Here is a 25061-nt window from a genome sequence, read left to right on the forward strand (position 1 = left end):
TGTGATCCAGTACTACCAACGGGGCTGGACGGTGCCGGGAGCACCCGGGGAGCCGAAGGAGCCGACGTCGATAATGTCCAGATCGTGTTCGACGCCAGGTTGCTGGTCCAGCACCTGGTTGAACACGAAGTATCGATAGGCCAAGAACCGGAAGATCATGCCCAGAATCAGCCCGATGACTCCGCCTGCAATGAAATCAGCCGTGAAGGATGTGAATCCCAGCACGTACCGGGAGACGAACTGGCACAGCACCACGATGCCCAGACCTCCACCGTTCATCACCAAGAACAGCACGAACTCCCGCCATGGTCGGTCGGAGCGGCGGTGTCGAAACGTCCAATATCGGTTGGCGAACCAGGAAAATAGAGTGGCTACGGTGGTGGAGACGATGCGAGCCTTGATCGTGCTCTCAGACATCGGCCCATGCCACAACAAAGCGTAGAGGCCGTTGTCGATCACCCATCCGACTCCGCCCACGGCCCCGAATTTGGCGATCTCCCGCCATAGCAAGTCGATCAGCTGCAAAGTCCGGTGCACGACAGCTCGCATGGCACTCCTTCGGGACTTAGACGAAGCACATCCCTGTTGCAGCCACCCGTATGCGCCTCTCTTGCGGCCGCACCGGTCGGTCTCACAGTCAAGACGCCGGACAACAGGGGATGAGCCCATGGACAACTGATGAGTGCTGCGGGGAATCGGCTGACGCGCCCGCTGCCATCAAGTTCCAGCAGGACCAGACGGAGTCCGTCACGTGGAGACGCCGGATCAGTCCACCGCATACAGGCGCCATTCGCCCTGGGGAGTGTCCCAGCTGGTCACCAGATTGCCGAGTCCTGCGCCATCGGCGAAGATCGTGGGCCAACGGATCTGGACGGCATCTGCCGATCTGTCCGCTTGGACCAGGATGTACTCGATGCCCTGCTCATGGGGGTCTTCGAGGCGGGACTGGAAATCGTAGTCCGATGTGATCACGAACTGCTGAGGCTCGGCGCTGTTCATGATGATCGGATATGCGTAGGCGGAGTCGGCGAGCACGGTTCCCTCACCGGGGTCCTCTCGATCTATCCAGGCGGCGATTTTCTGCTCGGCGCCGAACGTCTGCAGCAGACGCGGATCACTGGTGGGCCGGTCGGGGTAGAACAAGCTACCCAACGTTGGCGCCTCTTCACGGGCAATGTTCAGTGTCGGGTCCACCATCACACGGGCCTGTACCGGGATGGCCAGCGCGACCGCCAGCAACACAGCCCCGGTGGCCACGATCGGGGCTCCGCGACCGTCTCGGGGATCGATGGATCCGACCTTGCGGTCGGCGGTCTGCGGGAACAGCATGCCGATGAGCGCACCGGCCAGAAGGACGGTCAGCGGGATGACCGCGATCTGGAAACGGAACCATCCGAAGGAGGCACCCATCAGCAACACCAGCCCTGAGAAAGCGCTTACGGAGCCGCACACCACGATGGGCACCAGCGGCAATGGGTTCCGTCGGCGGATCATCAGCACCACGGTCACGAGGAGGAGCACAGCGAGCAGCGGCGCTAGTGCGAGGCTCTGCCGTGCCAGATAACCGGAGACCTCCAGGAGTCCCGTGCCCGTGGCCCCTTGAATGCCCTCTGCACCTTTCGAGACCTGCTCACTGTTGCCGTATTGGGAGCTGAACTGTGGGAACCACATGCCGATCAGAACCTTGGCAACGCCGGCCCACAGGAAGAAGGTGAACAGGAAGGGCGCTGCGACTAACACCGCGTCGTTGAAAGCCAAGGACAGCCGGTCGGCCGGCCGACCGGAGGCGCTCAGTACAGTGACTGCGGCCACCAGTGCGGTGACGGCGACCGCCAGCGCGCCGGCTTCGTACCGGGCCAGGTAGGCCAGCCCGAGGACGATGCCGGCAGCGACCAGCTGGCCGGGTTCACGGTGCTGCATCCACGAGATCAGTGCCGAGGTCGTGAGCATCAGGAACAGCAGCAACATCGCCTCGCTCATGCCGATCCCGGCGTAGAAAACGATCATCGGCTGCAGGCCGAAGAGCGCGACGAGAATCCACCGGGGCTTGCGCCGGACACCCAGCTTGCGCAGGCAACTGGACAGGACTGCCACAGCACCGGCCATGGACAGCGCCGACTGAATGACACCGGCCGCTCCGTGTGTGACGAGAGCGGGGAACAACGACTTGAGCGGCAGGAGTGGTAACACCGACAGCGAGGGCAGGGGGTTCCAGACGAACCCGATCGCGCCCAGGTGGGGGTCCCGGCTGAACAACACGTAGTAGGCGTTTCCGACTCGGCTGAGTCCATCATTGAAGACGATGTTGAAATGGATCATCACCGCGCCGGCCAGTAGGTACACCGCTGCGGCAGCGCCGAACAACAACAGCGGCTCACGGGTGCGAGGGCGTCGCCCGCCGCCCGAGCTCGTGCCGGGCTCGGGGACATGGCGAGGCAGCGTCATGCTCGCGTTTCTCATGCCTTGACCACGACCAGACCTGAACTCGGCGCGAGGTCGAGACCATGCGAAGTCTTCTCCCAGTACGACGGGTTGAACACCAGCTGGTAGGCGGCCTTGACCGCGGCGACACTCATCATCACCCAGTAGCCGGGCACCAGTAGCGCCGCGCCGAGCAGGGTTGGTTTGTTGATCACGCGGGTCGTCAACAGATTCACGTAGATGACCGCCGCATTGCCGATCATGAAACAGGCGAGAGCGAAATAGTAGACCGCGGGCGGGAACAACAGGGCAACGCCCTCCGGTTCCTTCAGATACCAGGCAATCGCCAAGGCCCAGAAGACCGGGTTCATCAGAGCCGTTAGAGGCGTTCCCAGCACGAACAGGTGCAATCCGAGGGCGCCACGCCAACCCAGCTCGCGGTGGACGGCGACGGGTCGGCGCATGTGCACCAACCAGGTCTGGAAATACCCCTTGTACCAACGGCTGCGCTGTTTGATCCAGTTGACGAAATCGGAGTTGGCCTCCTCCTCCGTGATCGAATCGAGGACACCCACCGAGTATCCGAGGCGTGCCAAGCGGATGCCGAGGTCGGCATCCTCGGTGACGTTGTACGGGTCCCAGGCTTCCAGCGCGCGCAGCAGTCCGGTCCGGAAGTGATTGCTCGTGCCACCGAGTGGGATGGGTGCGCCCAGCGACACCAGCCCGGGCAGCATGAAGCGGAACCAGGTCCCGTACTCGATCGTGAACCACCGGGTGATGAGGTTCTGTGTTGCGTTGAAATAGCCGAGGCGAGCTTGCACGCACGCGTATCCGTCACCGAGTCGATCCAGGGCAACGACTGCCCGGCGAAGCTGAAGGGGTTCCGGTCGATCCTCCGCGTCGAAAATGGTGACCAGATCACCGGTAGCCGATTGAAGCCCGAAGTTGCACGCCTTGGGTTTGGTACGAGGGTCGGCCGGGGGTACCAGCACAATGCTGATACTTGGACTGATCGTCGCTGCAACCCCGGCCCTAGCGGCCGCGATGGTCTCCGCATCGTCGGCTTCGAGCAACAAACGTACATCCAGCTTGTCTGCGGGGTAGTCCAATGCGGAGACCGAGTCGATAATCTTGGCAATCACGTCTGGTTCCCGATATGCGGGAATGAGGACGCTGTAGATCGGTAGCTCCGAAGCCCGAACGGCGAGCGCGTCGGCGTCGGAGATTCGGATCAGTTCCTTGCCACGGAGCCCGCGGCGGACCAGAACGAGCCGGTACACCAGTGTGGCCGCGTACCACAGGGTTGCCACGGCGACCAGGATCTGCAGTGCGAGGATGAGGTCGAGGATCGCGGCGCCGACGACCAGGAGAACGAGAGCGACGACTACGATCTGCTGGCCTTGAGAGAGAACACGATGAGCTGACATCTCCGGAGCCGCTTGCCGGAGGCCGGCGATGCTGCGGTCCAGCCATTCGAGATCCAGAGCGTGGCGTGTGACGGCAGGGTCCACCGGGTCATTGCTCATCGCCAGCCTCCTGACTCGGTGGCCACCGTGCGGCCGGCGTGGATCTTAGCGGTGCTGTCGCCGGACCGTCGGTTGGTGATGTGCGCGGCTCCGCGTCCTTCGAGGCGGAGAGCAGCGTTGACGGTCGACATTTGGTGTTCGCCGGCGGCGGGCGGCAGCAGTGCGCTTTGGATGGAGTCCAGTCCGTCGTCGGCGCTGACCGCTGGGGCGGTCCGGTTGCTCCGGCGGAACCGCACGATCGCCAGCAGCAGCGTTCTCACGATGGCTCCCGCCACCAGCAACCCGAGGACCGCTGGGCGCTCCGTGATCTGCGGCATGGCGATGAACGGCAAGAGCAGGACGAACCGCAGTCGCGCAGTCAGCCGGGTTCCGGCCACTAGCAGGTAGCCGCCGGTGAGGAGCGCGGTGGCCGCGATGATCTGATGTCCGGTCAGCGTCTGGTCGATCCCGAATCGCTCCGGCCACGCCGCCGTCAGCCACACGCCCCCGCCGATGAAGAACACGGCCAGGATGACGTCGAGCTGCCGATCGTGAACGTTCGGCTCCCCAGAGGCTGGTGCGGCCCGCAGAGCAATTCCGGCGATGGCGCATGCCGTCACCGCCAGCAGCATCGCGGCGGGCATGCCGCCAGCCAGCAGCACCTGCCATACGTGGTGGGTCAGTGCTGGAAAAACCGCTAGGACGACGGCAACGGGGATACTCAGCTGCAGCACTCGCCGGACGGGGTGGGGCGCGGGCCGTGAGGCCGACAAGCGTAGCGCCGACAGCAGACGCATTGGCGCGAAATGCATTCTTGGCCCGGTTTGTACCGCAGCGAAGCTAGCAAACATGATTTTCCCCCGGAGATAAGTGCAGAACCAAGTTGCCCGCAGCCCCCCGGCCACAGGTTGATGACCACCTTGGGTCACTGCAGGCATCGTGGCAGGAAGTTGATCGCGATGTGCGCGGATTCACCAAAGCAATCAGGGAATGGCGTTCATTTTTGGAACGCGAATAGAGTCCTATTCATTCATTGCGTGTGCAAGAGTTGTTACTGTTTCCTTGTCACCGCAGGCAAGATCGCCCTGGACGCTCGTGGGGAGCAGCTTGACTGTGGGCAGATCAGTGGGCATCGGCCGGTGCTTGTGTCCCCCGATTCGTCGACAGTCCGATGGTCGCGATTCCTTTCCGCGTGACACTGTGTTGCACACCGTGACCAAGTGAACTCGATGACTCGAGAGCCGAATCCGGGACTGCTGACGCATGGCGACGCGTCGGCCTTCCACTGCGGGCGCCGAGGGAGGGGGACGCGCACAACTTGTCAGCGACCTCGAACGCCAACATCGGGTTCCTTCACCCGCCGGCGGTGCTATGCCGGGCAGCAGGGCCTGATGGAGGGCTGGACGGTACGAGTGTCCATGTGGCGGAGTTTCATCGCCTGCTGACGTCCGTGCGCTGCGCTAGCCGGGGAATGCCGGAGGAATCGCTTTCCCGCGTCAGTTCCGGACGCGGCATCAGACCGAGCGGTAGCGGGAGACCACCACGTCCACGAGCTCGGGCGGGACCTCTCCGTCCGGCACGGCCAGCGGCTCGGTGTCCACGTCCGCGCCAGCAGCCCGCGAGAGGTCCAGGAAGTAGCCGGGCGCCAGCAGGTAGTTGGCGACGACGACGCGGCCCCCGTCCGCCAGGCCGGCCCGGGCGTCCGAGACCGCCTCGGCCACGCGGGGGCGCGCGGCGGCCAGGTAGGACACGGTCACGGGCCGGTCCAGCTCCTCGGCCAGCAGCTCCGCCACCGCGGCGCAGTCGGCCACCGCCCGGCGGTCCGAGGAGCCGGCGGTGGCGAGCACCACGGCGTCGCGCTCCCCCAGCGGCGCCCCGGCGGCCGCGCACGCCTCGTGCACCCGCCGGGCGAGCAGCCGGGCCAGCGCCCGGTCCGGGCCCAGGGCCGCGGAGACGCGGTGGAGGTCGTCGGCGGCGACCGCCTCGGCCACGTCCACGTAGACGTGGTAGCCGGCGGAGAGCAGCAGCGGGACCACCACCGCCGGGCGCCCGGCGCACTGCTGGGTGCGCTCGGCCAGGTCCGGGGTCTGCACGTCCACCCACGTGGGCACCACTTCGACGTCCGGCAGCTCGGCGGCGACGGCGTCCACGAGGCGCTGCACGGCGGTGCGCCCGGCCGGGAACCGGGTGCCGTGGGCGCAGGCGAGCAGGACGGGGGGCTCGGAAGTCGTCATGGTTCCCAGCCTACGATCGGCGCCCGGAGCAGGGCGCCCGCGTCACACGGCGTCACGGGGGCAACCGTACCGAAACACGAGTGCCGCATCCTGGTAGGGACGCACGACCCCCCGCTCGCCCCCTGGAGGACCGCATGCTGCTGACCGCCGACCTCACCGACGTCCCGGTGCTCGTCCTCGGTGACCCGCACGACGCCCGGCGCGCCCGGCACCGGTACGAGGCGGCCGGTGCGGCCGTCCGCTCCGTGGCCGAGCCCGCGCTGCTCGCTCCGGCGGACCTGGCGGGCGTCGCCCTCGCGGTGGTCGTCGGCCCGGCGGCGCAGCGCTGGCGTGAGACGCTGCACGCCGCCGGTGCCCGGGTGCCCGTGGTGCAGGAGCCCGCGGCCCGCACCGGGGGCCGCGTGACCCTGGTGGGCGGCGGCCCCGGCGCGGACGACCTGCTGACCGTGCGCGCCGTGGCGGCCCTGCAGGACGCCGACGTGGTCTTCGTCGACCGGCTCGCCCCCGCGGGCGCGGTGGCGGCCGCGGCCCCCGGCGCCGAGATCATCCCGGTGGGCAAGACCCCCGGCCACCACCCCGTTCCGCAGTCGCAGATCCAGGACCTGATGGTGGAGCACGCCCTAGCCGGCCGCTCGGTGGTGCGGCTCAAGGGCGGGGACCCCTACGTCTTCGGCCGCGGCGCCGAGGAGCTCGCCGCGTGCGCCGCCCACCGCATCCCCGTGGACGTGGTCCCGGGCATCACCAGCGCGGTCTCGGTGCCGGGCGCGGCCGGGATCCCGGTGACCTTCCGCGAGGTGTCCCGGATGTTCACGGTCGCCTCCGGGCACGTGCCGTTCTCCGAGGCGGAGCTCGCCCACTTCGCGGGTCTCGGCGCGGGCGGGGGCACGCTCGTGGTGCTCATGGGGGTGGCCACCCTCCCCCACCTCGTGGCCGGGCTGGTGCGCAACGGCGCCGACCCCGGGACCCCGCTGGCCGTGGTCGAGCGCGGTTTCACCGACCGGCAGCGCTCCACGATCACCACGCTCACGAACGCGGTCGCGGACACCGCGGCGGCGGGCTGCGGCTCGCCCGCCGTCGTCGTGGTGGGGCCCGTGGTCCGCCTGGCGACCGCCGAGCGGGACGCGTTCCTCGCGGAGGTGAGCGCCCATGGCTGCTGAGGACCTGCCCCTGGCCGGACGGGTGGTGGGCGTGACCGCGCACCGACGCTCCGAGGACCAGATCGCGGCCCTCGAGCGTCGCGGCGCCCGCGTGCTGCACGCCCCCGCGCTGCGGGTGGAGCCGGTCGGCGAGGACGCCGGGCTGGCGGCCGCCTCCCGGGCGATGTTCGAGGCCCGCCCGGACCTGGTGCTGCTGACCACGGGCTATGGACTGCGCCGCTGGCACGACGCCGCGGTGGCCCAGGGCTTCGACGCCGACCTGCTGCTGTGCCTGCGCGAGGCCGCCGTCTACGTGCGCGGGCCCAAGGGCCGGGGCGCGGTGCGCGGCCTGGGCCTCGAGGACGCCGGGATGTCCGCGGACGAGACCACCGCCGGACTCGTGGACCTGGTCCTGGCCGAGCACGGCGGGGACCTCACCGGGCGCACGATCGGCCTGCAGCTGCACGGGATCGCCGACGTGGTCCAGCGCCGCCGGCTCACCGACGCCGGGGCCCGGGTGCTGACCGTGACCCCCTACCGGTGGGCCTCCGCCGACGACGCCGGTCAGGTGCCGGTGCTCGTGCGCGAGGCCGCCGCCGGGCGGGTGGACGCCGTGACGTTCACCGCCGCCCCGGCCGTGGACGCCCTCTTCAGCACGGCGGAGGAGCTGGGGCTGCACGAGGAGCTGCTGGCCGCGTTCCGCGCGGGGATGCTCGCCGCGACCGTGGGGCCCGTGACGGCCGCGCCGCTGCTGGAGCTCGGGATCGAGCCGCTCGTGCCCGAGCGGTTCCGGATGGGCGCGATGCTCAAGCAGCTCACGGAGGCCCTCTCTGGGACGGGAACCGACGACGACGCACAGTAGGCGCCCCGACCGCGGCCGCACGCGGGCGCAGGACGATTGCGGGGGCGCGCCGGAGCGGGGGTCAGGGGAACCGGGGGTACCCCGACGCACCCCTGCGACCGCTCAGCAACCGCCGACGTCGCAGGTCAGGCGGACCTTCGGTCCGCGTGCACTGAATGTAGCAGAATGTTCCGGATTAGCGAACACTTTCCTGATGTAATGGTGACGGAATGGTCACGGCCGCCGGGCTCGGCGGTGCTCTCCACCGGGCCTCGGGCGGACGTTCCGGCGGCGGCCGGTAGGCTGGGCGCGACCCGCCCGACCGTCGAAAGGCCGCCCGTGACCACCCCCCAGCTCGCCCCGTACGTCGACCACACGCTGCTCAAGCCGGAGGCCTCCCGCAAGCAGATCGCCGCCCTGTGCGCGGAGGCCCATGAGTACGGCTTCGCCTCGGTGTGCACCAACCCGGTGTGGACCGGCTTCGTGCGGGAGCAGCTGGCGGGCAGCGACGTGCTGACCTGCGCGGTGGTCGGCTTCCCGCTGGGCGCCTCCGCCACGGAGGTCAAGGCCTTCGAGACGGCCACGGCCGTGGCCGCCGGGGCCGAGGAGATCGACATGGTCATCGACATCGCCGCCGCTCGCGCCGGCGAGCGCGAGCGGGTCGAGGCGGACGTGCGCGCCGTCGCCGAGGCCGCCCACCGGGGCGGGGCCCGGCTCAAGGTGATCATCGAGACGTGCCTGCTGACCGACGAGCAGAAGGTCCTCGCCTGCGAGGCCGCCGTGGCGGCAGGCGCGGACTACGTGAAGACCTCCACGGGCTTCTCGACCGCCGGAGCCACCGTGGCGGACGTCCGCCTGATGCGGGCGACCGTGGGCCCGGACATCGGGGTGAAGGCCTCCGGCGGGATCCGCACCCGCGAAGACGCCCTGGCGATGATCGAGGCCGGCGCCTCCCGGATCGGCGCCAGCAGCGGTCCCGCGCTGCTGGGCTGATATGGGGTTCCTGCTTGTCAAGAGGGCAGGGTGAAGCGGGGCACTCATTGATCGGTGAGTGCCCCGCTTCGTCGTTCACGGTGGGGTGGGGGTGGTCTCTGCGGGCGTGTTGTCTCGACGCGTGGTCAGTCTGATATCCGCGGGTTGGTGACCGCATGACGCTGGTTTCGGCGCGAGGAGCGATGCTGGTCTGAGGTCGAGCGTGGCCACGAGGATCTCGTGACTGCTCACAGCCCACTCGCTGGTCTCCTCGGCGCGCGGCACGCAGGAGATTCCCCGTGACCGGGTCCGTGAACGGGTCTGTGGGTCAGGCCTCCATGGTCGCCAGCGACCAGCACCAGCCGGCCAGCTCTCGAGCGATCGCGGTGTTCGCGACCGTGTGACGCTTCTTGTGCTCGCTGAGCACCTGCCAGCGGTGATGCAGCCGCCGGTTGCCCGCGTCCGCGCGTTCGGCCACGGCTGCCGGTGCCAGGGCCCACCGGTCCCGCATCGTCTTGCCCGGCCGGTACTGGGGCTTGTGGTGCCAGGCGGCCTCGATCAGCAGCCGGCGGGCGTGAGCGTTGCCGGTCTTGGTGATCCGGCCCTGGGAACGGGTCTGCCCGGAGGAGTGCTCCGAGGGCACCAGCCCGAGGTAGGAGGCGATGTTGCGACCCGTGAAGCGGTCCCAGTCGCCGATCTCCACCGCCAGGGAGAACGCGGTCAGGGTCGAGATCCCGCGCAGGCAGGCCAGGCGCCGGGTGGTCGTGGTCCACGCGGAGTCGGCGGCCAGGGCCAGGATCTTCGCGTCCAACCGGTCCCGGCGGGCCAGGGCGTGGGCGACCGCGTCGGAGTAGTCGTCGAACACGCTGCGGGAGAGCTCACCGAACACGGCGCTGTCCTGGCGGGCCATCTGCTGCATCCAGGCCTCGTGCTTCCCGGTCCATGCCTCACCACCGGTGTAGATGTGGCCGTGGCGCAACAGGAACTTCCCCAGCCGGTGACGGGCGCTCATCAGGTCCCGGCGCACGTCGTCCCGGGCCCGCACCAGGTCCCGTGCCACCTCGCGGGACCGGTCGGGGACCGTGACCTCGGTGATGTCGTCATTGCGGGCCAGCCGGGCCAGCAGCCAGGCGTCGTTCTTGTCGGTCTTGACCCTCTCCCCGGAAGGCCGCAACAGCTTCGAGGGCGCTGCGACCTGGACCCGATGGCCGGCCTCGATCAGGGTCCGGGCGAGCTCGTAACCGGTCGGTCCGGCCTCATAGGTCACCTGGACCGGGCCGTGCTCGCGGGCCAGAGCCTCGACGAACTCGCCCACCACGACCGTGTCAGCGGCCAGGGTGTGATGCATGATCTCCCCGGTCAGGGAGTCGATCGCGCAGGCCTTCACGCTGCGGGCATGGACATCCAGTCCCAGACTTGTACGCTCGGTGAACACCGGGGCCTCCTATGCATGTCGGCACCCCGACCCACACCGGTCAGGGCGATCCACGTACTCTGCATAAGCGGGGCCCCGGCCACAAGACCCAGGCACCGCCTACCCCCATAGCGTCTGAGCCCGCTGCGCCCTCCGCGACGCACCTCCGCGTGCTGCGCCCGAGCGACTAGACTGACCGCGACCGCCTCCGCGGCCGGCGACGGCCGCCACCACCGTGAAGAAGGATGAGATCCATGGCCAACCGAGCCCAGTCGTCCACCAGCGTCTCGGAGGACGCCGCGCCCCGCGGTCGCAGCGGCGGCGCCGACGTCCGCTCCCACTCGGGCCAGGGGCGCACGGTCAACAACCTCGTCTTCCTCGCGGTCTGCATGGCCATCATGATCGGCAGCTTCATCGCCTTTGCCAGCTACCCCAACAGCCCGCTGATCTGGATCGTCGGCCTGGGCCTCTACGCCCTGGCGCTGCTCGTGCCGGTCAGCATCCTGCAGACGAGCACCGCCAAGAAGGCCGAGGGCGGGCGCACCATCGCCATGGACGTCCCTCCGACCACGGAGGTCGCCGGCGTGCCCACCACCGCGGAGAGCTTCCCGGACCGTCCCCGGGACATCGGCGCCCGGGACGCCCAGGTCCGCTCCGAGCACAAGGACGACACGCTGGGCAAAGCGACCCAGTAGTCCACCCTGCACGACGACGCACGGCCCCCTCCCGCGACGGCGCGGGCGGGGGCCGTCGGCGTTCCGGTGGGGACGCGGTCACGCCAGGTGGCCACGTGAGGTAGCCACGTGAAGTAGCCACGTGAAGTGGCCACGTGAGGTCGTCACGGACAGCGACCGGGCTGTCGGCCCGTGCGATTAGACTGGACCCGAATGCATCGCGGCCGTCCGTGGCCGCCCCCACCGTGAAGAAGGATCGGATCCATGGCCAACAGAGCCCAGTCGCCCACCAGCACCTCGGCGGACGCGTCGACCGGCCGCAGCGGCGGCACCGTGCGCTCGCACTCGGGCCAGGGGCGCACGGTCAACAACCTCGTCTTCCTCGTGGTCTGCATGGCCATCATGATCGGCAGCTTCATCGCGTTCGCCAGCTACCCCAACAGCCCGCTGGTCTGGATCGTCGGCCTGGGTCTCTACGCCCTGGCGCTGCTCGTCCCGGTCAGCATCCTGCAGTCCAGCACCGCCAAGAAGGCCGAGGGCGGGCGCACGGTCCTCATGGACGTCCCCTCCTCCACCGAGGTGCCCGACATGCACCGGGGCCGCATCGCCGCCTCGTTCGACGACGGGCCCCGGGACGCCCGCGAGCGCGACGCCCGCACCGCGGCCGTCCACCACGACGACAAGTACGGCAAGGCCGCCGAGTAGGACCGCACCGGCCGGATATGCCGGGGCCCGCACCCCGAGGGCCCAGGGGACGACGACACCGACGCCGGAGTCCCGCGCCCTGGAGACCGTCACCGCTCCGGCCCCGAGGCCGAAGTCCCTCGCACCGCAGGTCCTGACGGCGCGGGCATCCACGCACAAAGGTCCCCTCCCGCACCGCGGGAGGGGACCTTTTGGCGTGCCCGGCCGGCCGGGCCGCTGCCGGGGCGCGCCCGGCTCAGGCCGTGGCGGGCTCCTTCGCGAAGACGGACTCGACCACGCCGCGCGCCCACGCGAGCACCGCCCCGTCCACGAGGTCCTTGCCGCCGATCCGCTCGGTCTTGGGCTTGGGGATCAGCACCTGGGAGGTGTCGGTGCCGGGCACCGTCTTGATCTGCGCGCCCGGGTAGAGGCGGGTGAGCCGCATCTGCCGGGACTCGGGGAGATCGGCCGGGGCGAAGCGGACCATGTTGCCCTGGGCCGCGACGTCGGTGAGGCCGGCGGCGCGGGCGGCCACCCGGAACCGGGCGACCTCGAGCAGGTTCTGGACCGGCTCGGGGACCTCGCCGTAGCGGTCCACGAGCTCGTCGGCGACCTCCTGGATCGCCTCCTCCGTGGCGGCGTTGGCGAGGTTGCGGTAGGCCTCCAGGCGCAGCCGCTCCCCCGGGACGTAGTCGTGCGGCAGGTAGGCGTTGACCGGCAGCTCGATCTTCATCTCGGTGGGACGCTCGTCCTCCTCGCCGCGGTACTCGGCGACGGCCTCGCCCACCAGGCGCAGGTACATGTCGAAGCCCACCCCGGCGATGTGCCCGGACTGCTCCCCGCCCAGCAGGTTGCCGGCGCCGCGGATCTCGAGGTCCTTGACGGCCAGCTGCATGCCGGCGCCGAGCTCGTTGTGGGCGGCGACGGCCTTGAGCCGCTCCAGCGCCGTCTCGGAGAGCGGCTTCTCGGCCTGGTACAGGAAGTAGGCGTAGGCCCGCTCCCGGCCGCGACCCACGCGCCCGCGCAGCTGGTGGAGCTGGGAGAGCCCGTAGCGGTCCGCGCCGTCGACGATCAGGGTGTTGGCGTTGGCGATGTCCAGGCCGGTCTCCACGATCGTGGTGCACACCAGGACGTCGAACTTCTTCTCCCAGAAGTCCACGATGATCTGCTCGAGCCGGGACTCGGACATCTGCCCGTGCGCCACGGCGATCCGCGCCTCGGGCACGAGCTCGGCGATCTCCTTCGCCTTGCGCTCGATCGAGGACACCCGGTTGTGGATGTAGAACACCTGGCCCTCGCGCATGAGCTCGCGCCGCACCGCGGCGGAGACCTGCTTGTCGGTGTAGGCGCCCACGTAGGTGAGCACGGGGTGGCGCTCCTCCGGCGGGGTGGCGAGGGTGGAGGTCTCGCGGATGCCGGTCAGCGACATCTCGAGGGTGCGCGGGATCGGGGTCGCGGACATCGCCAGGACGTCCACGTTGGTGCGCATCGCCTTGAGCTTCTCCTTGTGCTCCACGCCGAAGCGCTGCTCCTCGTCGATGACCACGAGGCCCAGGTCCTTGAACTGGACCTCCTTGGACAGCAGCCGGTGCGTGCCGATCACCACGTCGATCGACCCGTCCTTGAGCCCGGCGAGCGTCTCCTTGGTCTCCTTGGCGGACTGGAACCGGGAGAGCGCGGCCAGGCGCACCGGGAAGCCGGAGAACCGCTCGGTGAAGGTCTCGGCGTGCTGCTGGGCGAGCAGCGTGGTGGGCACGAGCACCGCCGCCTGCTTGCCGTCCTGCACGGCCTTGAACGCCGCGCGCACGGCCACCTCGGTCTTGCCGTAGCCCACGTCCCCGGAGATCAGCCGGTCCATGGGGACCTCCCGCTCCATGTCCGCCTTGACCTCGTCGATGGTGGTCAGCTGGTCCGGGGTCTCGATGTAGGGGAACGCCTCCTCGAGCTCGCGCTGCCACGGGGTGTCCTCCGCGAAGGCGTGGCCGCGGGAGGCCATCCGCGCCGAGTACAGGCGGATCAGCTCGTTGGCGATGTCCCGGACGGCCCGCTTCGCGGCGCGCTTGGTCTTGTTCCAGTCCGTCCCGCCCATCTTGGACAGGGTCGGGGCCTCCCCGCCCACGTAGTTGGTGACCTGGTCGAGCTGGTCGGTGGGCACGAACAGGCGGTCCCGCGGGCTGTTGCGCTTGGACGGCGCGTACTCGAGCACCAGGTACTCGCGCACGGGCTTCGGCTGCCCGGGCTTGATCATCGCCCCGGCGATGGGCCGCTGGATGAGCTCCACGAACTGGCCGATGCCGTGCTGCTCGTGCACCACGAAGTCGCCCTGGCTCAGCGCCAGCGGGTCCACGGCGTTGCGCTTGCGCCGCACCGGGAGCTTGCGCATGTCCTTGGTGGTGTACGGGCTGGCCTTGCCCAGCAGGTCCGCCTCGGTGAGCAGCACGATCCGCGGCCCGTCCAGGGCGAAGCCCTTGCCAGCCACCGCGGTGGTGAGCTCCACGATCCCGGGCTGCGGCTCCTCGGCGAGGTTCTCGCGGCGGGCGGCCGGGATCCCGGCCTCGTGCAGCAGCTCCGCGATCCGGGTCAGCGGGCCGGGGCCTTCGGTGACGGCGACGACGCGCCAGCCGTCGGCCACCCGCCCCTGCAGGAACTCGAGCATCGCCTCGACGTCGCCGTGGAAGCCCAGCGGGTCCCGGGCGGCCACGCTGAGGGTGTCGGCGTCCGAGTCGAGCAGGGCGATGTCCTCCGCGGAGGTGTCCGCGTCCACGTCCTGGCCGGCCACCGCGTTGACGTTGAGCGCGGTGACGGCCCACCAGCCGAGACCGGTCTCCAGCGCGGTGGCCCTGGCCTCGGCGAGGGTCTGGAAGGACCCGGAGGCGAGGGTGCGCCCTTCGCCGTCGTCGGCCCGGACGGCGTGCTCGGCGGAGCTGATGTCGATGGGCGCGGACTGCCCGTCCGAGGCGGAGTCCCAGGCGGCGAGCAGGAACTCCTCGTTGGTGGCCACGAGGTCGTGGGCGCGGGTGCGGACCTTCTCGGGCTCCATGACCACCACGAGCGAGCCGGGCGGGAGCAGGGACAGCATGGGCACCAGGCCGTCCACGAGCAGGGGCGCGAGGGACTCCATGCCCTCCACGTAGATGCCGCCGGCGATCCGCTCGAGCATCGACTCGGCCCCGGGCAGCGAGTTCTTGAGCTTCGCCGCCCGGGACATCACGGACGAGGTGATGAGCACCTCGCGGCACGGCGGGGCCACGAGCCGGTCCGGGTGGTCCCCGGTGGTCAGCGTGCGCTGGTCGGCGACGGCGTACCAGCGCAGCTCATCGACCTCGTCCCCGAAGAACTCGATCCGCACCGGGTGGTCCTCGACCGGGGAGAAGACGTCGATGATCCCGCCGCGCACCGCGAACTCCCCGCGCCGGGTCACCATGTCCACCCGGGCGTAGGCGGCCTCGGCGAGCGCGGTCACGGCGGCGTCGAAGTCAAGTTCCTCCCCGCGGGCGAAGCGCACCGGGTCCATGTCCCCCAGGCCTTCGACGACGGGCTGGAGCACGGAGCGGACCGGTGCGGTCAGCACCCGCAGCGGGCGCTCGGTGTCCCGGCCGGCCAGCCGGCGCAGCACGTCCAGGCGGCGGCCCACGGTGTCGGAACGGGGCGAGAGCCGCTCGTGCGGCAGGGTCTCCCAGGCCGGGAACTCCGCGACCTCCTCCCCCGGCAGGTACGCGCCCAGGGCCGCGGCGAGGTCCTCGGACTCGCGGCCGGTCGCGGTCACGGCCAGCAGCACCGGGGCGCGGGAGTCGGCCGGCGCCGGGGCGTCGTCGAGGGCGCCGCGCAGCTGGGCGGTGAGCACCGCGCGCATCCCGTCCGGGGCGCTGATCACGGTCTCGGCGCTGCGCTCCCCCGGCGGCAGGCCGGCCTGGGTGCGGAGATTGGCGAAGGAGCGCTCCGCCCCGAGGGCGGCGAGCAGTCCGGACAAGGTCATGGGTGAGCAGTCTCCTGGGACGCTGAGTGGGGTGCTGGTGGAGCACAGAGGCTGTCGGAGCCAACGTTCGCGGGTCCCAGCTTACTCCCGGGCCCCGACAGGGCCCGGTCCGGAGTGGAGAACCCGGAGCGCAGGGCCCGGAAAGCTGGACCCGGCGCCCACGGCCCGGAGGCCCGGCGCCCGCCTACCATGGGAGCACGCAACCGCCGCTGCCCATCCGCCGCTACCGAGGAGCCCTCCATGGCCGTCACCGCCTCCACCATCGTCCCCGCGCCCGTCGACCAGGTCGTGGTGACCTTCTCCGACGAGGAGTTCATCCGGCACGTGACCCATCGCGCCGGGGCCACCCTGGAGTCGGTGGAGGTCGCCGGGGACGTCGAGGCCCAGTTCGCCGTGACCACGGTGCGGACCATGGCCGCGGACCGGCTGCCCGAGATGGCCCGGAAGTTCGTGGGCTCCTCGGTGCAGCTCACTCAGGTGGACACCTACCACACCGCCGACGCCGACGGCATCCGGGTGGTGCGCACCGAGATCTCCGTGGCCGCCCTGCCGGTCTCCGGCTCCGCGACCCAGACCCTCACCCCGCAGGGCGAGGCCACCGACGTGCACGTGCACTGCGTGGTGAAGGCCAATATCCCGTTCGTGGGCAAGATGGTGGCCGAGGCCGCCGAGCCGTTCATCGGCAAGGCCCTGTCCCTGCAGTCCCAGGAAGCCGAGGCCTGGCTCGCGAACCGTTGAGCCCTTCGGTGCTTCCGCGGTCGCCCACCACTCCCGACAGGACAGTCAGCCCGATCACAGCACGGTCGTAGACTGACCTCTGATCTTCCCCGACGACGAACAGGAGTCCGACTGTGAGCGCAGCCGAGACGGACGAGCACGGGCCCGGGCTGGGCAACTTCCTCCGCAAGGACCTGGTGGGCGGCGTGCTGCTGCTGGTCGCGATGCTCTCGGCGCTCGTGATCGCCAACTCCCCCCTGGCGGAGGGCTACTTCGGTCTGCGGGACACCCACATCGGCATCGACTTCCCCGGCCTGGACCACACCGTGGGCGAGTGGGCCTCGGAGGGCCTGCTCGCGATCTTCTTCTTCCTGGTGGGCCTGGAGCTCAAGACCGAGTTCGTGGACGGCGAGCTGCGCAACCTCAAGAAGGCGATGCTGCCCATCGTGGCCGCCTTCGGCGGGGTGATCGTCCCGGCGCTGATCTACGTGGCCGTCAACCGGATCAGCAACGCGGACCCGACCACCATCGACGGCTGGGCGATCCCCACGGCCACCGACATCGCCTTCGCGGTCTCGGTGCTCGCGGTGGTCGGGGCGTCGCTGCCCACGGCCATGCGCACCTTCCTGCTCACCCTCGCCGTGGTGGACGACCTCATCGCGATCGTCATCATCGCCTTCGTCTACACCGACGGCGTGCAGACCGAGTTCCTGCTGCTGGCCCTGGTCCCCCTGGCGCTGTTCTACGTCCTGACCCAGCGCTTCATGATCTTCTTCCTGACCCGGCCCTGGGCCGCGTGGGTAATCCTCATGCCCATCGGCGTCCTCACCTGGCTCTTCGTGCTCGAGGCCGGCGTGCACGCCACCATCGCCGGCGTGCTGCTGGGCTTCATGGTCCCGGTGCTGCACGTGAAGCCCCGCGTGATCCGCGGCGACGTCCCCGAGCTGGGCCTCGCCCCCACGCTCGAGCACCGCTTCCGGCCGCTGTCCAACGGGCTGGCCATCCCGGTGTTCGCGTTCTTCGCCGCCGGCGTGGCCGTGGGCGGGGCCAACGGCGTGGTGACGTCCCTGACCGACCCCGTGGCGATCGGCATCGTCCTGGGCCTGGTGGTCGGCAAGCTGATCGGCATCTTCGGCGCCGCCTGGCTCATGGACCGGTTCACCCCGGCCACCAAGGACGACGACTACACGTGGCTGGACCTGGGCGGCCTGGCCATGGTGGCCGGCATCGGGTTCACGGTCGCGCTGCTCGTGGCGGAGCTGAGCTTCGGCATCGGCAACCCGCACAACGAGCACGCGAAGGTCGGCATCCTCACCGGCTCGGCGATCGCGGCCGTCATCGGCGGCACGCTGCTGGCCGTGCGCAACGCCCACTACAAGAAGCTGCGCGCCCAGGGCGTGGTGGTCGACAAGCTCGACGCCGTGTGACTTCGGAGCCAACACACACGGCCGTCCACAGGGACCTACGAACTGATCCTGCCGAAGTAGAACACCCCAGCCCTCACTGGGCACATTTTCCCGACCATGAAAGACGTTCGGGCAACGGCCTTCACGCCACTGCTGGATAGGCTGGGGCGGTCGCTGACGTGGGACTGCGGCAGGAAGCCCTCCGCCTGTGCTCTGTTCAGGGAGCCGACCACGGTGCGCGTCCACTTCGCCGATGCGAACCACCTTGGACAACCAGGTAGCAACGAACACGTCAACGGGCCGCTGGACTGCCACGGCTCCCGTTGGCAGGTCAAGGAAGCCAGGCAGTCCCCTTTGAGCTGACACCATCAATCTCGCACCGGTTGGGAACGTCATCGTTGCACGCAGCATGAGATGACAACCAGTTTCCTCGTCTGCGGATAATGCTTCCCCCTGGAAACCTGACAAATATTGAGAGAATCGGCTCTCGCCCCCAGTGAAAGCGTGGTTGTCCCCACTTGTGTGGGTACTACGTCCTGAATGTTTGGAGTCTGATATGAGCGGACGCTCAAAGAGGCACGTCCGTCTCTGTGACGACTCACCGCTCGAAGTATCCGCGCTTTCTGGATCCTTGCGGACAGCGTCGCCATCACCATTCGGGGGGCTCGCATGCATCGGCATTGGAACACGCCACCAACAGTTCATGGCGGGCAGGGGCACCGCAATGGGAGGATGAACGCGGCCGGAACGCCTCAGAGTCGTCCTGGAGCCCTGTGGGACTGGATACGTTCCTTGGCGCTCACAATGGTCGTTCTGTTCGGCGCAACCTCTGTGCTGTTACCGCTTGCGCCGGCGGCCGCTGAACCCACCGAGCTGATCGTCAATGGCACGCTGGCCGAAGGCCGCACCGTGCCGACGTGTTTCCTGTCCGTGGGCTTTGGCACTCACAAAACGAAGGTCAAGATGACCAATGACGTGCCGGCGGGGTCAGCGACGGGCACCAGGTCCTACTCGATCAACATGACCTCCCACACCTCCGGTGACGTGAAGCTGATCCAGGACGAGGCCGCCGGATGCGCCCCGACCGTCAGTGCAGGCCAGAGCTACGACGTCTCGGTCGACTACAAGTCCACCAGCGACAAGAACTCCATCACGGTCTTCGCCCACACCGCCGACGGTTGGGACTACTGGAAGGACCTCAAGACGCTTCCCCCCAGCGCGGACTGGACCACCGCGCAGGCACGCATAGACAACGTCCCCGAAGGCGTGGACCGGCTCTCCTTCGGAGTCTCGCTGTACGGAGTGGGAGAACTCAAAACCACCAACTACTCCCTGATGGAAATCCCACCGCCACCACCACCACCCGGGGACGGAGAACTGATCGTCAACGGCTCGCTGAGTGCGGGGTCCACCGTTCCGACGTGTTTCCTGTCCGTAGGCTTGGGCACCCACCAGACGGAACGCACAATCGACACCGATGTGCCGGCGGGGTCAGCGACGGGCACCAGGTCCTACTCGGTCAACATGACCTCCCACACCTCCGGTGACGTGAAGCTGATCCAGGACGAGGCCGCCGGATGCGCCCCGACCGTCAGTGCAGGCCAGAGCTACGACGTCTCGGTCGACTACAAGTCCACCAGCGACAAGAACTCCATCACGGTCTTCGCCCACACCGCCGACGGTTGGGACTACTGGAAGGACCTCAAGACGCTTCCCCCCAGCGCGGACTGGACCACCGCGCAGGCACGCATAGACAACGTCCCCGAAGGCGTGGACCGGCTCTCCTTCGGAGTCTCGCTGTACGGAGTGGGAGAACTCAAAACCACGAACTACTCCCTGAAGCAGGTTGCGCTGGAGACTCCGCCCGGATCACAGGATCCAGCGCTGATCGGCTCTTGGGAAGTCCTCGAGAACCCCTTGCCGGTGCGCGCCATCCACTCGACTCTGCTGGAAGACGGTCGGCTGCTGCTGATCGCCGGATCCGGCAACGACGGCAACGACTTCGCCGCAGGGACCTTCAAGGCCGTGGTGTGGAACCCAGGAGACAACAGTTTCACGGACGTCCCGGTGCCCTACGACATGTTCTGCGCCGGACACGTCACCCTGCCCGACGGGAAGGTTCTGCTGGCCGGCGGCACACAAGCCTTCCCGACAGGTGGGGAAGGACCCAACGCCTTCGAAGGCTCCAAGTTCAGCTACTACTTCGATCCGGCGGACAACCAGTTCCACCCGGTGACCGACATGGCCGGAGCACACTGGTACCCAAGCCTGACCAAGCTTGGCAATGGTGACGTCTGGGCCGCCGGGGGCCTCAATGAAACGGGAGACGGCACAACCCTGACCGAGCTGTTCCAATATTCATCGATGAGCTGGTTGCCGCAGAGCAGCGTGCCGCAGACCTGGAGCTACTGGGGGACCTACCCACACATGTTCCTGCTGGACGACGGGAAGATGTTCTACACCGGTGGTCACACATTCGGCAATGGGTTGCCCGGGACCGGGGCATCCATCTATGACTGGAAGACCGCCCAAATATGGGACGTTCCGGGATTGCGAGAAAAGGACATGCGAGATCAAGCGGGCTCGGTGTTCATCGGCCCCGCCCAGGATCAACGGCTGATGATCGTGGGCGGGGGCAACACCGACACCAACAACCCGGCAATCAATCTCGTCGACATCATCGACCTCAACGCCCCGGAGCCGACCTTCGAGCCTGGTCCTAACCTGCCCGGGCCGGGCAAACTGTACGTGAACCTGATCAATCTCCCGGACCGCACAGTATTGGCCGCCAACGGCGCCCAGTACAACCGCTCCGGCGACGTCCTCACGGCAGCCGTGTACGACCCGCAGACCAACAACTGGCTCTCCATAAACCCGGATCCCACGGGACGGAACTACCATTCGAGTTCCGTCCTGCTGCCCGATGGCCGGGTAGCAGTGCTTGGGTCCAACCCTGCCGACAACTCATTTGAACTCCGGATCTCCGTCTACAGCCCCTCGTACCTGCACCGCGGGGAAAGGCCGCAAATTACGCAGGCTCCGGAAACTGCGGGGTACGGAGACATCCTGAATCTGGAGGTAGAGGGGGAGGTAACCGCAGCGTCGTTGATGGCACCGATGTCCTCGACCCACCAGACCGACACCAATGCCCGTCTCATCGATCTGCCCCTGGCCGGATCCGGAAGTTCCCGGACCGTCCAGGTGCCAGACAACCCCAACCTAGTGCCTCCGGGCCCCTACATGCTGACCGTCCTCGATGCGGACGGCGTTCCCAGCCAGGCCAAGTGGGTGAGGATCTCATGAATACCAGAATACGAATCCGACTCCGACTCGCAGTCGCCGCGAGCACTGCGATGCTCCTGATACTCCTGGCAGGCCTGGTGTGGCAGTCCGGTGCCATCGGCGGCCCGCAGCCGACGGCACACGCGGTGGGGCACGAAGCCCCTGGCGCCACCCCGTCGGCTGGCCCCGGAAACGGCGGTGATTCCGGGCCGGAAAGCTTGGAACAGGTGGCCAGCCGGGACCACGGGCGCAAGCTTCCGCCGGAGGCCCAGGGGGCCCGGTTGAGGGACGTCGCCAGTCAGAAGGGCCCGGGCGACCGTCGATCTTCCAAAGCGCGCAACAGGACAGAAGGTCTGACCGAGCGCCGGGACATCAAACCCGAGGAGGTCCTGGGTGACGTGTCGCGACGGGCACCAGGAGGTTGTCTGTCCGAGTACGGCGAGGACGGCCAATGCCTTCCGGCGGTCCCCCCGAGCATGGCCAAGCACGTGCAGGAAATGAAGGACGCAGGCCTGGATCCAAACACCATGGAGCACCGTTGGACTTGTGCCGAGGTGCGCGAATACTTCTCGGAGGGGATCAAGGTCAGAAGTGCAGGCAAGGATCCACAGCAGTTGGACGCGAACAAGGACGGTGTCGCCTGCGGCCCCGGCGATTGAGCACCCATTGCTTGTCCATTACCTTCCCGGCCGCGAGCTGGCCGGCCCGTTGCCCCCACTCAGCTTGTCGTTCGACCTGTGGTTCGCAGGTCATCCGCGCTGGTGGGGCGCAGCCGGGTCGTCTTATGGGAGCGTGGTGGGCAGCTCTGGCATCGATTTTCGCCGCTCAGGGAGCACCGTCCAGGCCGGGGTGAAAGCTTACAGATTTCCAGCCGTGGGGAATTTCTGGCGAATGCACTCTATCTTGCGCAACCCGTTGGTCATTTCCTAAAGCACTCCATTAGTAAGACTGTGAGGGTCAGGTGTTCCCGGGCGTCCTGACCCTCACAGCGATCACCCCGTGGGGCTACCTTGGTGCCGAAGGTGCTCTCGCAGTATCCTGATCCGCAATCCGATCGACCCCAGCTCGGTGTCATTCCTCGGACTTCTCGGTTGTTCGGGAGCACCTCCGGCGAAGCCCATCGGTCTCGCCGGAACCACGTGACCCAAGAAGGGCCTGACGGGAATCCGTCTCATTACTGTCGTGTCCGGGTGTCTGGTTCGGCCGAGGGCAACCAATTGTTGCTGCTCGGCCTCAAGAGGCCCGCGATGAAGGACCCCGCCAGCTCCTCGTCCCCGGTCGTTATCGGCGGGGTCGACATGCACAAGGATCTGCACATGGCCGCGGTGATCGATGCCTGCGACACCGTCATCGCCGCCCAGGCGATCTCCACTGCCCGCGCCGGCTGCCGGTCCATGTTGCGCTGGATGCGTTCCTTCAGGGACATCGCCCGGATGTGAGTGGGGTGCTCCGGCTCCTACGGTGCCGGGCTGCTGTGCCACCTCGAGAACGCCGGGATCGAGGTCGTGGAAGTCACCACCGGCGACCACGCCAAACCGGCTCCTGCGCGTCGTCGACAACCCATCGACGCGTAGAACGCCGCCCATGCCGCCTTCGCGCGCCGGCGCACCGTGACCCCGCGGGCACGCGACGGGATAGTCGAGTCCCTGCGCGTGCTCAAGGTTGCCCGCAAGTCCGCTATCCACACCCGGCGCACTGCCCTGCAGCTGATCCAGATGCAGATCGTCTCCGCTACGGACGAGCTGCGGGACCAGCTGCGCAACCTCACTCGGATGCAGCTGATCCGCATCCTGGCCGCCTGGCGCCCGGACGTCACCGGGTTCCGGGATCCCGTAGTGGCTACACGAATCGCGATGAGGTCCATGGCCCGGCGCTATCTGGAACTCCACGACGAGATCGCCGACCTCCAGCAACTCATGCACGCCCTGGTCGAAGAACTCGCACCGGACCTGCTCCCCCGCCCGAGCTGATGTCTACGAGGCCGCGGCGCAATTGCTGATCACCGCCGGGACGCCCCCGATCGGCTCACCAGCAGGTCTCCTTCGCCATGCCTTGCGGGCTGGCACCGTTGCCGAGGTCCTTGGGCAAGACCACCCGGCACCGACTCAACCGGGGTGGAGACCGCTTCGCCAACAGCGCCCCGCACATGATCGCGGTCGTGCGCTGGCACCTGGACCCGGTGACGAAGGCCTACGTGGCTGGGAAGATCGGTGAGGTCCACTCCAATCCCGAGATCTTCACGTGCCTCAAGCGCTCCATCGCCCGGAGGGTCTACTGCCCACTGCGCAACCAACAACGCCAAGCCGGACAAACCCTCATCGCCGCTTGACACGTAGAAGGGCGTTCGCGGCTTGCTGTCCGAGGTCAAGCTGATCCGTAACGAGGGACCCTGGGAATCGATTGACCGACAGCAGGTTGCGGTGGCCGAGTATGGTTCGCCAAACAGCGGCCTCTCACCTTTTAAAATGGGAGCGCGGGGGGGCGTTGTCGTACGGACGCGGGTTCAGGTCGGCTTTCCCGAAGCACGTCACACCGTGCATTTCCTGCACCTCGGCCCAGCGGATTAGGGCCGAGTCGTTCATAGGACGTCCGTGTTGCCGCGTTGCTTGAGTGAGGCCACGGCGTCCTTCACCCGCTGCGCGTGCTCCTGCGTAGTCACCAGCATTGCGTCGGGGGTGTCGACGACGACGATGTCCTCCACCCCGATCAGCGCGATCAGTCGACCGGTGTCGGAGACGACGATGCCAGTGGAACTGTCGGCGAGTACCCGACTGTTGTCGCCAAGAACGGTGACGCGCGGGTCGCTTTGCGGGTCGACGTGGTTGAGCCGGCTGATCGCGGCGAAGTCTCCGACGTCGTCCCAGGTGAACGTCGCAGGCACCATGGCCACGTCTCCGGCGGCGGCGGCCGGTTCGGCCACGGCGTAGTCGATGGCTGTCTTGGGAAGTTCAGGCCACACCCGGTCCACCACGCTGTCCTGGGCCGGGGTGCCCCACGCGTCGGCGATCTCGGCCAGACCGGCATGCAGCGTGGGTTCGTTGTTGGCCAGATGACGCAGCATCAGCCAAGCCGGTGCCACGAACATTCCGGCATTCCACGTGTAGTTGCCGCTTTGCACGTAGGCGCGGGCTGTAGTCTCGTCCGGCTTCTCCACGAATTGCTCGACCTGGAGGGCATGCGGTGCGTCATCGAGACCGAGGGGAGCTCCGGCGCGGATGTAGCCGAAGCCGGTGGCAGGGGAACTCGGTGGAATACCGATGGTCACGATCCGTCCCGAGGCCGCCACCGCGATCGCCTCCCGGACGACGCACTGAAACGCCCCAACGGGCTCGATGACGTGGTCCGCGGCAAAGGACCCCACGATCGCGTCCGCATCTCGACGCTCGATGAGCATGCAGGCCAGACCGATCGCCGCCGCAGAGTCCTTCGGCGACGGCTCGAGCACCAGATCGGATTCGCATACCTCGGGCAACTGGGCGCAGACCGCGGGAGCGTGCGTGCGCCCGGTCACGACCATGACCCCGGTGGCACTGAGTCCGGCGAGCCGATCATAAGTGGCCCGCAGCAAGGACGAGCCCGATCCGGTCAAGTCCAGCAGGAATTTTGGGGCATCAGCCCGGGAAAGCGGCCACAGCCGAGAGCCGACTCCACCAGCCGGGATGAACGGGTAGAAATGCGAGAGCGAAGAGGTCACGAACCTCACGATACGGCTCGTCAGAGGGCCTTGTACCTTTGGTGCGGAACACTACGCAATGGCCGATCCGCCGAGCCGGGTACGGCAGCCCTACGCGATACCGAC

The 25061-nt window shown here is 68.2% G+C and carries 17 protein-coding genes and 1 pseudogene; 10 read left to right on the forward strand and 8 right to left on the reverse strand.

The features are described 5' to 3' along the window. Window positions 1-12: 12 nt before the first annotated feature. From Q0817_RS00560 to Q0817_RS00580, 5 genes are all read right to left on the reverse strand, one after another. Entirely contained in the window at window positions 13-549 is a 537-nt protein-coding gene (locus tag Q0817_RS00560) for a GtrA family protein (protein ID WP_298582654.1), read from the reverse strand. Between the two features lie 216 nt (window positions 550-765). After that, window positions 766-2445, reverse strand: a complete 1680-nt coding sequence (locus Q0817_RS00565; RefSeq protein WP_298582657.1) for a hypothetical protein — start codon at window positions 2443-2445, stop codon at window positions 766-768. A gap of 11 nt (window positions 2446-2456) precedes the next feature. Further along, entirely contained in the window at window positions 2457-3947 is a 1491-nt protein-coding gene (locus Q0817_RS00570; protein ID WP_298582659.1) for a glycosyltransferase, read from the reverse strand. Beyond that, the gene (locus Q0817_RS00575; RefSeq protein ID WP_298582662.1) at window positions 3944-4660 is read right to left on the reverse strand and encodes a hypothetical protein; all 717 of its coding nucleotides are present in this window, start codon (window positions 4658-4660) and stop codon (window positions 3944-3946) included. The genes Q0817_RS00570 and Q0817_RS00575 overlap by 4 nt, the downstream gene beginning before the upstream one ends. 780 nt (window positions 4661-5440) lie before the next feature. Then, window positions 5441-6160, reverse strand: a complete 720-nt coding sequence (locus Q0817_RS00580) for a sirohydrochlorin chelatase (protein WP_298582665.1) — start codon at window positions 6158-6160, stop codon at window positions 5441-5443. A 134-nt stretch (window positions 6161-6294) separates the two neighbouring features. Here Q0817_RS00580 and cobA point away from each other — a divergent pair, with 134 nt between their 5' ends. The 3 genes from cobA to deoC all read left to right on the forward strand — a co-directional run bounded on the left by cobA (window position 6295) and on the right by deoC (window position 9130). Next, window positions 6295-7317, forward strand: a complete 1023-nt coding sequence (gene cobA, locus Q0817_RS00585; RefSeq protein ID WP_298582668.1) for a uroporphyrinogen-III C-methyltransferase — start codon at window positions 6295-6297, stop codon at window positions 7315-7317. Then, window positions 7307-8158, forward strand: coding sequence for a uroporphyrinogen-III synthase (locus tag Q0817_RS00590; RefSeq protein WP_298582670.1), 852 nt, complete (start codon window positions 7307-7309; stop codon window positions 8156-8158). The genes cobA and Q0817_RS00590 overlap by 11 nt, the downstream gene beginning before the upstream one ends. Before the next feature lie 318 nt (window positions 8159-8476). Beyond that, complete coding sequence (deoC, locus tag Q0817_RS00595) at window positions 8477-9130, forward strand: deoxyribose-phosphate aldolase (RefSeq protein WP_298582673.1); 654 nt, start codon at window positions 8477-8479, stop codon at window positions 9128-9130. A gap of 307 nt (window positions 9131-9437) precedes the next feature. Here the strand turns inward: deoC and Q0817_RS00600 are convergent, their stop codons facing one another. Next, window positions 9438-10544: an IS110 family transposase gene (locus Q0817_RS00600; RefSeq protein ID WP_298582676.1), complete on the reverse strand. Its 1107-nt coding sequence runs from the start codon at window positions 10542-10544 to the stop codon at window positions 9438-9440. Between the two features lie 233 nt (window positions 10545-10777). On the opposite strand from Q0817_RS00600, the gene Q0817_RS00605 reads away from it, so the two are divergent. Both Q0817_RS00605 and Q0817_RS00610 read left to right on the forward strand, forming a co-directional pair. Further along, complete coding sequence (locus tag Q0817_RS00605) at window positions 10778-11218, forward strand: hypothetical protein (protein ID WP_298582679.1); 441 nt, start codon at window positions 10778-10780, stop codon at window positions 11216-11218. 243 nt (window positions 11219-11461) lie between these two features. Beyond that, entirely contained in the window at window positions 11462-11902 is a 441-nt protein-coding gene (locus Q0817_RS00610; protein ID WP_298582682.1) for a hypothetical protein, read from the forward strand. Between the two features lie 235 nt (window positions 11903-12137). Here the strand turns inward: Q0817_RS00610 and mfd are convergent, their stop codons facing one another. Next, entirely contained in the window at window positions 12138-15857 is a 3720-nt protein-coding gene (gene mfd / locus Q0817_RS00615; protein WP_298582684.1) for a transcription-repair coupling factor, read from the reverse strand. Window positions 15858-16097: 240 nt separating this feature from the next. On the opposite strand from mfd, the gene Q0817_RS00620 reads away from it, so the two are divergent. From Q0817_RS00620 to Q0817_RS00640, 5 genes and pseudogenes are all read left to right on the forward strand, one after another. After that, window positions 16098-16595 (forward strand): DUF2505 domain-containing protein, encoded by a 498-nt coding sequence (locus Q0817_RS00620; protein ID WP_298582686.1) that lies wholly within the window; start codon window positions 16098-16100, stop codon window positions 16593-16595. A 113-nt stretch (window positions 16596-16708) separates the two neighbouring features. After that, window positions 16709-18001 carry a Na+/H+ antiporter NhaA gene (nhaA, locus tag Q0817_RS00625; protein WP_298582689.1) on the forward strand — a complete coding sequence of 431 codons (1293 nt, stop codon included), beginning with the start codon at window positions 16709-16711 and terminating at the stop codon, window positions 17999-18001. 783 nt (window positions 18002-18784) lie between these two features. After that, entirely contained in the window at window positions 18785-21283 is a 2499-nt protein-coding gene (locus tag Q0817_RS00630) for a kelch motif-containing protein (protein ID WP_298582692.1), read from the forward strand. Continuing rightward, window positions 21280-21921 (forward strand): hypothetical protein, encoded by a 642-nt coding sequence (locus Q0817_RS00635; RefSeq protein ID WP_298582695.1) that lies wholly within the window; start codon window positions 21280-21282, stop codon window positions 21919-21921. Before Q0817_RS00630 ends, Q0817_RS00635 begins: the two co-directional genes overlap by 4 nt. Window positions 21922-22509: 588 nt before the next feature. Beyond that, window positions 22510-23591, forward strand: a pseudogene (locus Q0817_RS00640) (transposase). 249 nt (window positions 23592-23840) lie between these two features. On the opposite strand, the gene Q0817_RS00645 reads toward Q0817_RS00640, so the two are convergent. Beyond that, window positions 23841-24956, reverse strand: coding sequence for a mannose-1-phosphate guanylyltransferase (locus Q0817_RS00645; protein WP_298582698.1), 1116 nt, complete (start codon window positions 24954-24956; stop codon window positions 23841-23843). Window positions 24957-25061: the final 105 nt, after the last annotated feature.

Source organism: uncultured Kocuria sp. (assembly GCF_947500125.1).
Classification (GTDB): domain Bacteria; phylum Actinomycetota; class Actinomycetes; order Actinomycetales; family Micrococcaceae; genus Kocuria.

Excerpts from the sequence above, each read along its gene's own strand:
- Q0817_RS00560 (WP_298582654.1), bottom strand. The coding sequence starts at position 549 with ATGCGAGCTGTCGTGCACCGGACTTTGCAGCTGATCGACTTGCTATGG.
- Q0817_RS00565 (WP_298582657.1), bottom strand. The coding sequence starts at position 2,445 with ATGACGCTGCCTCGCCATGTCCCCGAGCCCGGCACGAGCTCGGGCGGC.
- Q0817_RS00570 (WP_298582659.1), bottom strand. The coding sequence starts at position 3,947 with ATGAGCAATGACCCGGTGGACCCTGCCGTCACACGCCACGCTCTGGAT.
- Q0817_RS00580 (WP_298582665.1), bottom strand. The coding sequence starts at position 6,160 with ATGACGACTTCCGAGCCCCCCGTCCTGCTCGCCTGCGCCCACGGCACC.
- cobA (WP_298582668.1), top strand. The coding sequence starts at position 6,295 with ATGCTGCTGACCGCCGACCTCACCGACGTCCCGGTGCTCGTCCTCGGT.
- Q0817_RS00590 (WP_298582670.1), top strand. The coding sequence starts at position 7,307 with ATGGCTGCTGAGGACCTGCCCCTGGCCGGACGGGTGGTGGGCGTGACC.
- Q0817_RS00605 (WP_298582679.1), top strand. The coding sequence starts at position 10,778 with ATGGCCAACCGAGCCCAGTCGTCCACCAGCGTCTCGGAGGACGCCGCG.
- Q0817_RS00610 (WP_298582682.1), top strand. The coding sequence starts at position 11,462 with ATGGCCAACAGAGCCCAGTCGCCCACCAGCACCTCGGCGGACGCGTCG.
- mfd (WP_298582684.1), bottom strand. The coding sequence starts at position 15,857 with ATGACCTTGTCCGGACTGCTCGCCGCCCTCGGGGCGGAGCGCTCCTTC.
- Q0817_RS00620 (WP_298582686.1), top strand. The coding sequence starts at position 16,098 with ATGGCCGTCACCGCCTCCACCATCGTCCCCGCGCCCGTCGACCAGGTC.
- Q0817_RS00630 (WP_298582692.1), top strand. The coding sequence starts at position 18,785 with ATGGTCGTTCTGTTCGGCGCAACCTCTGTGCTGTTACCGCTTGCGCCG.
- Q0817_RS00635 (WP_298582695.1), top strand. The coding sequence starts at position 21,280 with ATGAATACCAGAATACGAATCCGACTCCGACTCGCAGTCGCCGCGAGC.